Source organism: Rhizobium sp. 10N414, from assembly GCF_056394785.1.
In genome coordinates, this window is sequence record NZ_JBFTIN010000030.1 from 23,960 (window position 1) to 35,628 (window position 11,669).

The 11,669-nt window shown below is 60.3% G+C and carries 14 protein-coding genes; 10 read left to right on the plus strand and 4 right to left on the minus strand.

The features are described from left to right. Nucleotides 1-16 precede the first annotated feature (16 nt). Nucleotides 17-325 (plus strand): pyrophosphatase, encoded by a 309-nt coding sequence (locus AC1DE4_RS22930; protein WP_477883301.1) that lies wholly within the window; start codon nt 17-19, stop codon nt 323-325. Here the strand turns inward: AC1DE4_RS22930 and AC1DE4_RS22935 are convergent. The 3 genes from AC1DE4_RS22935 to AC1DE4_RS22945 form a co-directional block, all read right to left on the minus strand. Then, on the minus strand, nt 322-819 hold the full coding sequence (locus AC1DE4_RS22935; RefSeq protein WP_018858990.1) for a GNAT family N-acetyltransferase: 498 nt from the start codon (nt 817-819) through the stop codon (nt 322-324). The two genes, AC1DE4_RS22930 and AC1DE4_RS22935, sit on opposite strands and share 4 nt — an antisense overlap. Before the next feature lie 19 nt (nt 820-838). After that, complete coding sequence (gene tldD / locus AC1DE4_RS22940; protein WP_062370502.1) at nt 839-2,254, minus strand: metalloprotease TldD; 1,416 nt, start codon at nt 2,252-2,254, stop codon at nt 839-841. Nucleotides 2,255-2,338: 84 nt separating this feature from the next. Continuing rightward, nucleotides 2,339-2,926 (minus strand): invasion associated locus B family protein, encoded by a 588-nt coding sequence (locus AC1DE4_RS22945; protein ID WP_007793136.1) that lies wholly within the window; start codon nt 2,924-2,926, stop codon nt 2,339-2,341. Between the two features lie 337 nt (nt 2,927-3,263). Here AC1DE4_RS22945 and coxB point away from each other — a divergent pair, with 337 nt between their 5' ends. The 6 genes from coxB to AC1DE4_RS22975 all read left to right on the plus strand — a co-directional run bounded on the left by coxB (nt 3,264) and on the right by AC1DE4_RS22975 (nt 8,580). Next, a complete protein-coding gene (gene coxB / locus AC1DE4_RS22950) occupies nt 3,264-4,157 on the plus strand; it encodes a cytochrome c oxidase subunit II (protein WP_025661096.1) in 894 nt (297 codons plus the stop codon). An 18-nt stretch (nt 4,158-4,175) separates the two neighbouring features. Further along, entirely contained in the window at nt 4,176-5,873 is a 1,698-nt protein-coding gene (ctaD, locus tag AC1DE4_RS22955) for a cytochrome c oxidase subunit I (RefSeq protein WP_018858993.1), read from the plus strand. A 69-nt stretch (nt 5,874-5,942) separates the two neighbouring features. Next, nucleotides 5,943-6,899, plus strand: coding sequence for a heme o synthase (locus AC1DE4_RS22960; RefSeq protein WP_477883269.1), 957 nt, complete (start codon nt 5,943-5,945; stop codon nt 6,897-6,899). Then, nucleotides 6,899-7,036, plus strand: coding sequence for a hypothetical protein (locus AC1DE4_RS22965; protein WP_018858995.1), 138 nt, complete (start codon nt 6,899-6,901; stop codon nt 7,034-7,036). Before AC1DE4_RS22960 ends, AC1DE4_RS22965 begins: the two co-directional genes overlap by 1 nt. A 1-nt stretch (nt 7,037) precedes the next feature. After that, the gene (locus tag AC1DE4_RS22970) at nt 7,038-7,643 is read left to right on the plus strand and encodes a cytochrome c oxidase assembly protein (RefSeq protein ID WP_477883271.1); all 606 of its coding nucleotides are present in this window, start codon (nt 7,038-7,040) and stop codon (nt 7,641-7,643) included. 58 nt (nt 7,644-7,701) lie between these two features. Continuing rightward, a complete protein-coding gene (locus tag AC1DE4_RS22975) occupies nt 7,702-8,580 on the plus strand; it encodes a cytochrome c oxidase subunit 3 (protein WP_018858997.1) in 879 nt (292 codons plus the stop codon). Between the two features lie 62 nt (nt 8,581-8,642). Here AC1DE4_RS22975 and AC1DE4_RS22980 read toward each other — a convergent pair whose 3' ends face one another. Beyond that, nucleotides 8,643-9,284, minus strand: coding sequence for a chloramphenicol phosphotransferase CPT family protein (locus tag AC1DE4_RS22980; protein WP_025661098.1), 642 nt, complete (start codon nt 9,282-9,284; stop codon nt 8,643-8,645). A gap of 131 nt (nt 9,285-9,415) precedes the next feature. Here AC1DE4_RS22980 and AC1DE4_RS22985 point away from each other — a divergent pair, with 131 nt between their 5' ends. From AC1DE4_RS22985 to ispH, 3 genes are all read left to right on the plus strand, one after another. Next, entirely contained in the window at nt 9,416-9,799 is a 384-nt protein-coding gene (locus AC1DE4_RS22985; protein ID WP_477883273.1) for a DUF983 domain-containing protein, read from the plus strand. Next, the gene (locus AC1DE4_RS22990) at nt 9,792-10,541 is read left to right on the plus strand and encodes an SURF1 family protein (protein WP_477883275.1); all 750 of its coding nucleotides are present in this window, start codon (nt 9,792-9,794) and stop codon (nt 10,539-10,541) included. The genes AC1DE4_RS22985 and AC1DE4_RS22990 overlap by 8 nt, the downstream gene beginning before the upstream one ends. 62 nt (nt 10,542-10,603) lie before the next feature. Next, complete coding sequence (gene ispH, locus AC1DE4_RS22995) at nt 10,604-11,605, plus strand: 4-hydroxy-3-methylbut-2-enyl diphosphate reductase (RefSeq protein WP_477883277.1); 1,002 nt, start codon at nt 10,604-10,606, stop codon at nt 11,603-11,605. Nucleotides 11,606-11,669: the final 64 nt, after the last annotated feature.

The window sequence follows — 11,669 nt, forward strand, 5'->3', positions numbered from 1 at the left end:
TCGACTTTCCGACAGAATCAGGGTTCTCCTTTGTAAACAAAAGGAGCGTGCGTCGCGGAACTACGCCGATGCCAACGGCATCGAGCGCGACGCCGACTGGTTTCTGCTGAAGCTTCAGGAGGAAATCGGCGAGCTTACCCAGGCTTGGAACCGTGTCAGCGGGAGAGGGCGCAAAAAGGGCAGGTCGGATGAGGAGCTACGGCTGGACCTTGCCGACGAGGCGGCCGATGTCCTCGGCCACATCCTTCTTTTAGAGCACAGGAACGATCTGGATCTCTCAGCGGCAATCAAGCGCAAATGGCTCTTCCGGCCAGAGCAGCGCTAGGCTGCAGTGATCCTGCGCCGATAGAATTTGCTGTCCACGGCCATCAGTGGGAACGATGGCGGAAGCTCACTTTTCGAAACTTCGGCGAATCCATTCTTCTCGTAGAACCGGTGGGCGGCGAGGAATTTATCCGTGGTCCCAAGGAAAATGTCTTTGATCCCCTGAGCCTCCGCATGGTCAACCAACCCGGCAAGAAGACGGGCTGCGACTCCATGTTCGCGACCGCGCACATCGGCAGCAACAAACATCTTGCGCAGCGCCGTCTGGCTGTTGCCGATGTCCTTCAGCCCGATCGTGCCGACGATCTGGCCATTGCGCACCGCCACCCAGAACTGACCTTTTCCGGATTGATAGAAATCAGGAATGGCGGCGAGATCAGGCTGGTCGTCGGCCGTGATCGCGATGCCGAATTCCTCGCGCTGGATCGGCAGGATCACCGCGAAAACATCATCGATATCGGAGGCAACGAAAGGTCTGATTTCGATTTCGCTCATCGCCGCTGCTCGTTCTAGACTAGGCTTTCGTGCCGCCGACGGTGATCTGATCCATCCTGAGGTGCGGCTGGCCGACACCAACCGGAACCCATTGCCCAGCCTTGCCGCAATTGCCGATCCCGGTGTCGAGCTTCATGTCATTGCCGACCATTGAAACACGCTTCATGGCGTCCGGCCCGTTGCCGATCAGCATTGCGCCCTTGATCGGGGCGCCAATCTTGCCGTTGTCGATCAGGTAGGCCTCCGTGCAGCCGAACACGAACTTGCCCGATGTGATATCCACCTGGCCGCCGCCGAACGAAACCGCGTAAATGCCCTTCTTGACGGAGGAAATGATTTCCTCCGGCGTCTTGTCGCCACCCAGCATGTAGGTGTTGGTCATGCGGGGCATTGGAACGTGGGCATAGCCCTGCCGACGGCCGTTGCCCGTCGGTGTCATGCCCATCAGGCGGGCGTTCTGTCGGTCCTGCATGTACCCGACCAGCTTGCCGTTTTCGATCAGCACGTTGTAGCCGGACGGCGTGCCCTCATCATCGATGGTGATCGAGCCGCGGCGGTTGTCGATCGTACCGTCGTCAACGACTGTGACGCCGGGCGCCGCAACCATCTGGCCGAGGAGACCGGCAAAGGCCGAGGTCTTTTTCCGGTTGAAATCGCCTTCGAGACCGTGGCCTACCGCTTCGTGCAACATGACACCCGGCCAGCCGGAACCAAGCACGACGTCCATGGTGCCGGCGGGCGCCTCGATCGCCTCCAGGTTCACCAGCGCTTGCCGCAAGGCTTCGTCGGCGCCGTATTGCCAGTTGTCCTCGGCGATGAAATCGCCAAAGCCGATGCGGCCGCCGCTGCCGTAGGAACCGCTCTCCTGGCGGTCGCCTTCGCCTGCAATGACCGAGATGTTGATACGCGTCATCGGCCGGATATCGCGAACGCGGTGACCATCGGCGCGCAGAATATCGACAACCTGCCAGCTGGCGGCGATCGATGCGGTCACCTGGCGCACCTTGGCGTCCTTGCCGCGCAGATAGGCGTCGATGTCCTGTAACACCTTGACCTTCTCTTCGAAGGTCGGCGTGCCGATCGGGTTCTCGTCGGAATAGAGCTTCTTGTTGGTCCGTTGGGGAGCCGCCGCATAGCTGCCCGCATGACCGCGGGTGACGGCGCCAACCGCATCGGCGGCGCGCTTCAGGGCCGCGACGGAGAGGTCGCCCGCATGCGCATAGCCGACCGCTTCGCCGGCAACTGCGCGCAGGCCGAAGCCTTGCTCGGTGTTGAAGCTGCCGCCCTTGAGGCGTCCGTTATCGAACATCAGCGATTCCGCCTGGGAATGTTCGATGTAGAGCTCCCCATCATCAGCGCCGGAAAGCGCCTCGGCAACAAGCGAGCGCATCTTCGCTTCGTCGGCATCGAAAAGCGTCAGGAGATCCGTATTCATATCTTTATGCTCCGCTGAAGCAGGAATGCTATCAGCCGATGTAGGTTCGGTGGACGGTTCGAGCAAGCCCCGAAGGCGAGACGATCAGGGGAGGGCGTCGTAGCCTTCAGCGAAACCCTTGAGGTCGACAGGAATGCCGATCCCCTCTTCCGGCGTCTGGAAGACGATGAAGGTGGCGCTCGCGCCGCTGCGGAAGGTCTTCAGCAGCTCGTCCTCGAGAACGACCTCAGCGTAGCAGCCATCGGCGAAGCAACGTACGAAATAGGCGCGGCCGATATCCTTGCCGTCGACGTTAAGGCCGAGGCCGTTCGGCAGCAGGACGCCGAGCGGGGCGAGGACGCGCAGGATTTTTGACTTGCGGTCGGCGGTCTTCAGCACCACGACGGAGAGACCGACCTCAGGCCGATCCTCGGCTATGACGTTCTGCATCAAGGCGCACTGCTCGGTCGAGGCGCCGGCCGGCTTGTCGCAGACGACCGACCATGCGCCGTGGTTCGACTTTACGGTGCCGGGTGCCTGCGGCTGCGTCTGGCCGGGCGTTGCCTGTGTGGCGGGAGCTTGGGGCGCGGGCTGTGCCGGCGCGGGCTGCTGCTGGGCGAAAGCGGGAGCAGTCGCTGCGGCCGCAATGCACGCTGTCAGCACGAACGGCCGTGCGAGGGAACGGAAACCCATGAAAACCTCTGCAATTCGAATCAGTGCCGCTAAATTGGGGCGCGCCACCAAAAATGAAAAGCCCCACTCGCTGAAAAGCCGGGGACTACGGCGGAAATGGGACGTTTATCGGAGAATGTTGGCGTAGTCGCGCGCTGCACAAGCTTTATTTCGTCGGTGATAGCGAAAAGATGGAATGTTTCTTTATGCTTGGATCAAGCTGTTTGAATGCGAAAATGCCGCACGAACAAACGCTTTGGGCGGTTGCGATCAATGACAAACTGTGGTTTGAAGCGCTGAGATGGCAAGGATTCTGTGCGCGATTTTGCACGGACCAGCGCTCGAGGGAGATATTAAGGTGATTAAGAAGGCTTCTGCAGCTCTGACCGCGCTGGTCTGTCTGCTTTTTGCTTCCGGCAGTTATGCCGACCAGCCGCAGCCGTGGCAGGCAACATTGCAGCCGGCAGCCACGCCGATCATGCGAGACATTCATTGGTTTGAGCAATATACCCTGTGGTTTATCGTTCCGATCACGCTTTTCGTGTTGGTCCTTCTTATTGTCGTCTGTCTGAAGTTCCGCTCCGGTGCCAATCCGGTGCCTTCCAAAACGAGCCACAATACGCTGATCGAAGTCGCATGGACCGTGGGACCGGTTCTCGTGCTTCTTTTCCTCGCGGTGCCTTCGTTTAACCTTTTGACCGCCCAGCTGACTTTGCCGGAAAATCCGGATGTCACCATCAAGGCGACGGCCACCCAGTGGCAGTGGAACTATGAATATGAAGGCTCGGGCGAAACCCCGGTCGCTTTCGACTCCTATCTTCTGAAGGATCAGGACCGCGCCGCTGCCGGCAAGGAAGACAAGTCGCGTTATCCGCGCCTCCTGGCCGTGGACAATGAGCTGGTCCTGCCTGTCAACAAGACCGTCCGTGTTCTCGTGACGGCTGCTCCCACCGACGTCATTCACGCTTTTGCAATGCCGTCTTTCGGCGTCAAGATCGACGCCGTACCGGGTCGCCTGAACGAAACCTGGTTCCGTGCCGAGCGGGAAGGCCTGTTCTACGGCCAGTGCTCGGAACTCTGCGGCAAGGACCATGCGTTCATGCCGATCGCTATCCACGTCGTTTCCGAGGACAAGTACAAGCAGTGGCTCGCCGGTGCTGCTACTGATCTGCCTGGGGCGTACAAGACACTCATGGCCGCAACCGATGGTCCCGCAAAGACCGTCGACGTTGCCGAAAACGTCGCACAGTAAGGGAAGAGGGAACGGGACATGGCTGGACCTTCCGCACACGATCATTCGCATGATCACGGTCATGGCGCACACGCCCATGACGACCATCACGATCACTCGCACAAGCCGAGCTTCATCAATCGCTGGTTCTTTTCGACGAACCACAAGGATATCGGCACGCTTTACCTGATCTTCGCGATCATGGCCGGCATCGTCGGCGGCGCGCTCTCCGTTGCCATGCGCATGGAGCTGCAGGAGCCGGGCATCCAGATCTTCCACGGTCTGGCATCGATGGTTTACGGCTATGAAGGCGACGCCGCCATCGACGGCGCCAAGCAGATGTTCAACATGTTCACCACAGCGCACGCGCTGATCATGATCTTCTTCATGGTCATGCCGGCGATGATCGGTGGCTTCGCCAACTGGATGGTGCCGATCATGATCGGTGCGCCTGACATGGCGTTCCCGCGTTTGAACAACATCTCCTTCTGGCTGATCGTTCCGGCCTTCCTTCTGCTGGTCATGTCGATGTTCGTCGAAGGTCCGGCGGGCGCTTACGGCGCAGGCGGCGGCTGGACGATGTATCCGCCGCTGTCGAGCTCCGGCACGCCGGGTCCGGCTGTCGACCTTGCGATCTTCGCGCTCCACATTGCCGGTGCGTCCTCGATCCTCGGTGCGATTAACTTCATCACCACGATCCTGAACATGCGCGCTCCGGGCATGACGCTGCACAAGATGCCGCTCTTTGCCTGGTCGGTTCTGATCACCGCCTTCCTGCTTCTGCTGTCGCTCCCGGTTCTTGCCGGCGCCATCACCATGATGCTGACCGACCGCAATTTCGGTACGTCCTTCTTCGTGCCGGAAGGCGGTGGCGACCCTATCCTCTACCAGCACCTGTTCTGGTTCTTCGGTCACCCCGAAGTATACATCCTGATCCTGCCCGGCTTCGGCATCGTCAGCCACATCATCTCGACCTTCTCGCGCAAGCCGATCTTCGGCTACCTCGGCATGGCCTACGCCATGGTCGCGATCGGTGCCGTCGGCTTCGTCGTCTGGGCGCACCACATGTACACGGTCGGCCTGTCGCTCGACGCGCAGCGCTACTTCGTGTTCGCAACGATGGTCATCGCCGTTCCGACGGGCGTGAAGATCTTCTCCTGGATCGCGACGATGTGGGGTGGCTCGATCAGCTTCCGCACGCCGATGGTCTGGGCGATCGGCTTCATCTTCCTGTTCACCGTCGGTGGCGTGACGGGCGTCCAGCTCGCCAATGCCGGTCTCGACCGCTCCCTGCATGACACCTATTACGTCGTGGCTCACTTCCACTACGTTCTGTCGCTTGGCGCCGTCTTCGCCATCTTCGCTGCCTGGTACTACTGGTTCCCGAAGATGACCGGCTACATGTACAACGAGTTCATTGGCACGCTGCACTTCTGGGTCATGTTCATCGGCGTCAACCTGGTGTTCTTCCCGCAGCACTTCCTTGGCCTCGCGGGCATGCCGCGCCGCTACATCGACTACCCGGATGCGTTTGCCGGCTGGAACTATGTTTCCTCGATCGGTTCCTACATCTCGGCCGTCGGCGTGCTGATCTTCCTCGTCGGTGTCTTCGAAGCCTTCGCCAGGAAGCGCGTTGCCGGTGACAATCCGTGGGGTGAAGGCGCAACGACGCTCGAATGGCAGCTGTCTTCGCCGCCACCGTATCACCAGTGGGAACAGCTCCCGCGCATCAAGTAAGATGCGAGAAATCGCGACCGCCGCGTGTTACAGTGCGGCGGTCGGCTTACAAGTTTGCAGGACAATAGAATGACAGTTATCGGCAATCGCAAAGCTCTTGCACACGACGGCGAGTTCCGCCTGTCGGAGGCGACCGCGCGCGATTATTTTGAGCTTCTGAAGCCGCGCGTCATGTCGCTCGTGGTCTTCACGGCATTTGCCGGTCTCGTTCTGGCACCGGGGCACATCAATCCGGTTCTCGGTCTCATTGCCATCCTGTGCATCGCCATTGGCGCAGGCGCTTCAGGCGCGCTCAACATGTGGTACGACGCCGATATCGATGCGATCATGACCCGCACAGCAAAGCGTCCGATACCGGCCGGTCGTGTCGCTCCGCGCGAGGCGCTGGCATTCGGCTTGGTGCTTTCCTGTTTTTCGGTGGTTATCCTGGGGCTCGCCGTCAATTGGCTCGCAGCCTCGATCCTCGCCTTCACGATTTTCTTCTACGCCGTGATCTATACGATGTGGCTGAAGCGCTCGACGCCGCAGAACATCGTTATCGGCGGTGCCGCCGGCGCCTTTCCGCCGATGATCGGCTGGGCCTGCGTGACGGGTACCGTCACGATCGAAAGCTTCGTGCTCTTCATGGTCATCTTCCTCTGGACGCCAGCCCATTTCTGGGCGCTGGCTCTGTTCAAGATGAAGGATTATGAGGCCGTCGGTGTTCCGATGCTGCCCAATGTCTCGGGTGAGCGCACCACCAAGCATCAGATTGTTGCCTATGCCGTGCTGACGGCGGTGTGCGGCGTGCTGCCGACTGTCCTAGGCTTTGCGAGCCTCGGCTACGGCCTGGTTGCCGCAGTCCTCGGCGCAATCTTCATCTACTGTTCCATCGCCGTCTGGCGGATGCCGGACGGCGATGAGAAGATGATCCCGGCCAAGAAGCTCTTCGGCTACTCAATCCTGTATCTTTTCGCAATTTTCTCCGCCCTGATGTTCGACCGGCTGGCGGCCGTGCTCGTTTCGCATGCGGGAGGCATTTTCTGATGGACGTCGTCAAGCTTACGGAAGCGCAACGCAAGTCGCGCCGCAATCGCAACGTCGCTCTTGGCCTGGTTCTGGCCGGCCTTGTCGTACTCTTCTATGCGGTCACGATCGTGAAGTTCACATCGGGGCACATGTAAGATGAGCGAGATGCAGAGCACGCCGAGGAAACAGCGCAACAATGGCGCCGTCGTTTTCATGTGCCTTGCCTTCGTCGTCGGCATGGGCGCTGCGAGCTATGCGGCTGTTCCGCTCTATCGGATGTTCTGTCAACTTACTGGTTATAACGGCACGACACAGCGCGTCGAGCAGGCCTCCAGCGTGATTCTCGACCGCAAGATGCGCGTCACCTTCGACGCCAACATTGCGCCGGGTCTCGACTGGGAGTTCAAGCCGGTCCAGCGCGAGGTCAACCCGCGCATCGGCGAAACCGTTCAGGTGAATTTCACCGCGGTGAACAAGTCGAACGAGCCACAGCGCGGCCAGGCGGTGTTCAACGTCACCCCCGGCGAAGCTGGCGTCTATTTCAACAAGGTGCAGTGCTTCTGCTTCAACGAGACTGTGTTGATGCCGGGCGAAAAGCTTGCAATGCCGGTCGTATTTTACATTGATCCTGACATTACCAAGGCCGTGGAATCGAAAGATATCCACACTGTTACCTTGTCCTATACGTTCTACCCTAAAGAGGGTCCGAAGCCGGTGGCTTCGAATGAGGGTGGAACGGTAAAGCTTGAAAAGAAACTTTGATTGAGGTTCGTGTCCGGCGATGCCGGAGCGGAGAGGAAGAGATCCGGGGATAGCTTACATGGCTGATGCGCATCAGAAACATCACGACTACCACATCATCGATCCGAGCCCGTGGCCGCTGCTGGCTTCGATCGGCGCGTTGATCATCACCTTCGGCGGCGTTGGCTTCATGCGCTACCTCAACGGTGGCTCGCTGCATCTCTTCGGCGTCGAATGGGCGCATCCGTGGCTGTTCTTCATCGGCCTCGCGCTCATCCTCTACGTCATGTTCGGCTGGTGGTCGGACACGGTGAAGGAAGCGAATGAGGGCGCTCATACGCGCGTCGTCTCGCTGCACCTTCGCTACGGCATGATCATGTTCATCGCTTCCGAAGTGATGTTCTTCGTCGCCTGGTTCTGGGCCTACTTCGACGCCAGCCTGTTCCCGAATGAAGCGATCCAGGCCTCGCGCGTTGCCTTCACCGGTGGCCAGTGGCCGCCGAAGGGCATCGAAGTCCTCGACCCCTGGCACCTGCCGATCTACAACACCGTCATCCTGCTGCTGTCGGGCACGACCGTCACCTGGGCGCATCACGCGCTGCTGCATAACGACCGCAGGGGCCTGATCCAGGGCCTGACGCTGACCGTTCTGCTCGGTGTCCTATTCTCGAGCGTGCAGGCCTACGAATACGCGCACGCTCCGTTCGCCTTCAAGAACTCGATCTACGGCGCGACCTTCTTCATGGCGACCGGTTTCCACGGTTTCCACGTTCTGGTCGGTACGATCTTCCTGCTGGTCTGCCTGCTGCGCGCGATCCGCGGCGACTTCACGCCGAAGCAGCATTTCGGCTTCGAAGCGGCGGCCTGGTACTGGCACTTCGTTGACGTCGTCTGGCTCTTCCTGTTCTTCTGCATCTACGTCTGGGGCGGCTGGGGCGCTCCGTTGGCGGCAGGCTGAGCGGGCTGTCTGGAACTTGAATAGGGCGGGTGCCACGGCACCCGCCCTATTCGTTTTGGGGATTAGCGCATGGCGGCGATGCGCTCGAACGCGGAGGGTTCCGGAATGCCGAGGTCCAGGCGTTGCCGGATCGCCTCGGCGCATTCGAAAGGCGTCAATACAGAGGTATCGACCTCCAGGTCGTAGATGCCGGGGATATGCACCTGCTCCTGCCAGAGCTGGACCGGATGGGGGACGGCGTCGTGTTCGTCGGCGCGCACATACAGCGTATGCCGTCCGGGCGCAGGAATGTTCCGCCTTTTCATGATGACCTTGATCGGACATTTGACGCCGACGAAAAGCACCGGCAATCCCTCAAGCCGACGCGCGCAATCGGAAAGAATACCGAGCGGCCGAGAGTAGCTGTCGTGATGACCGAGGTCAGCCACCACATTGAGCCCGAGGCCGGCATGGATTGCAATCGACTCGTAAAGCGCAGCATAGAAGAACGGCACCATCTCCTCGAGGTCGGGACGTTCCCCACCCGGGCGGAGCCCGATGCCCGGCAGATAGCGTTCCGGGGTCATGTCGTTGTAGGTGTCGACGCCGAGGTTCATCCAGGGACCGTCGAAGTGCTCCTGGATCGCGTTGGCGATCGACGATTTTCCACTGCGCGGGGCGCCGTTCAGAATGACGATCTGTCCGGCCGAGCTGTCGTATGTCATCAGTTTTCTTCTTCTGTTTGGCGCGAATCGCTGAGGCGAAAGAGCGCAGGTATTTCCTTTCCCTCTGCGAATACTTTATGGGTGAGTTAAGGCAGACGCACAGGTTGGCCATAGGCAATTGGAAGGATGGCATGAACGAGGACAGCGCGCATTTTCCACCGGTCGATCCGGTGAAGACAGGCATCAGGGGATGCTGCCCGCGCTGCGGCCAGGGGAAGCTCTTTGATGGCCTGCTCGCGCTGAAGCCCCGCTGCTCGGCCTGTGGTCTGGACTACGCCTTTGCCGATGCTGGCGATGGCCCCGCCGTGTCCGTCATTTTGATCGTCGGCTTCATTATCATCGGCTCGGTGTTGTGGCTGGAAGTCAACTACGCGCCGCCCATCTGGCTGCACATTATGCTGTTCGGTCCCCTGACCGTCATTCTCTCCCTGCTTGCCCTTCGCTGGTGCAAGGGGATCTTGATCGCGATGCAGTATCGCCACAACGCCAGCGAGGGGCGCATTTCCCGTGACTGAATTTCATGTTTCGGCGTCACGCCGAAAGCGACCGGTCCTCACCGGCATCGCGGTGGTCATTGCGCTTACCATCCTCCTCTCGCTCGGCACCTGGCAGGTCGAACGGCTGCACTGGAAGGAAAAGCTGTTGGCCAATATCACCGAGCGCCGGCAGGCGTCGCCGGCATCGCTTGCCGATATCGAAGGAATGGCCGCGACGGGCGAGGATATCGACTATCGCCACATCACGGTCAGCGGCGAATACGTCAACAGCAAGGAGCGGCACTTCTTTGCGACCTGGCATGGCCAGACGGGTTTCTATGTCTACACCCCGCTGCAGGTTGCCGATCGCCGCTATCTCTTCGTCAACAGAGGTTTCGTTCCTTACGACAACAAGGAGCCGGAAATGCGGATGCAGGGCCAGCTCACCGATCAGCAAACGGTGACCGGCCTTGCTCGTGCAAAACTTCCGGGCAAGCCGTCCTGGGTGGTGCCTGATAATGATGTCGCCAAGAATATCTTCTACTGGAAGGACCTCGACGTGATGGCGTCGAGCGTCGGGCTCGACAAGGCGGAGGTGGTTCCGTTCTTCGTGGATGCGGACGATACCCCCAATCCGAAGGGGCTGCCGATCGGGGGGGTCACCGATGTCGATCTGCCCAACAACCATCTGCAATATGCCTTCACATGGTTTGGGCTTGCGGCAACGCTTGTCATCATCGTTGTAGCCGCGCGTTTCCGTAAGCGGGGTCCCGCGCAATAGTATCGCTTCAATTCTTGCCTATATTGGGCTAGAGAGCCCTATCCCTACGAACCGGAACAGACATGAATATTGCGGCGAAACCTCCCTTGACGATCAGGCTCTGCGGACCGCGCGGCTTTTGCGCAGGCGTCGACCGTGCCATCCAGATTGTCGTGCTGGCGCTGAAATCCTACGGTGCGCCTGTTTATGTCCGCCACGAGATCGTCCACAATCGCTATGTGGTCGAAGGCCTGGAAGCCAAGGGCGCCGTCTTCGTCGAGGAGCTCGACGAGATCCCGGAAGAGCACCGCGCTCAGCCGGTCGTCTTCTCCGCGCATGGCGTGCCAAAATCCGTGCCGGAGGATGCAAGCGCCCGCAACCTCTTCTATCTCGACGCCACATGCCCGCTGGTCTCCAAGGTGCACAAGCAGGCGATGCGCCACAACAAGCTCGGTCGCCATGTCGTTCTGATCGGCCACGCGGGCCACCCGGAAGTGATCGGCACGATGGGCCAACTGCCGGAGGGCACGGTCTCTCTCATCGAGACGGTCGAGGACGCCGAGGTCTATCAGCCCGCCGATCCCGACAATCTCGGCTACGTGACGCAGACGACCCTGTCTGTGGACGATACGGCCGGCGTGATCGCGCGCCTGCAGGAACGTTTCCCCAATCTGACCGCACCGGCGGCCGACTCGATCTGTTACGCCACGACCAACCGGCAGGAAGTGGTGAAGCAGGCAGCCCCCGGCTGCGATCTCTTCATCATCGTTGGAGCGCCGAATTCCTCGAACTCCAAGCGGCTCGTCGAGGTGGCTTTGCGGGCAGGGGCCAAGAAATCGCTCCTCGTGCAACGCGCCTCGGAACTGGATTGGGACGAGATCGGCCCGATCTCCACGCTTGGTCTGTCAGCCGGTGCATCGGCGCCCGAGGTGATCGTCAACGAGATCATCGAGGCCTTCCGCGCGCGCTTCGACGCCAAGGTCGAGCTTGCCGAGACGGTTCAGGAAAACGAGCATTTCCTCGTCAACCGCGAACTGCGCCGCATAGAGCTGACGCATGAGGATATGGCGTGGGTGAACGGGTGAGCCGCAATCCCGGTTAGGGGAGCAGTCGTCGAGGGGACGATTGCGGTGGCTGCCAACGCTCTGC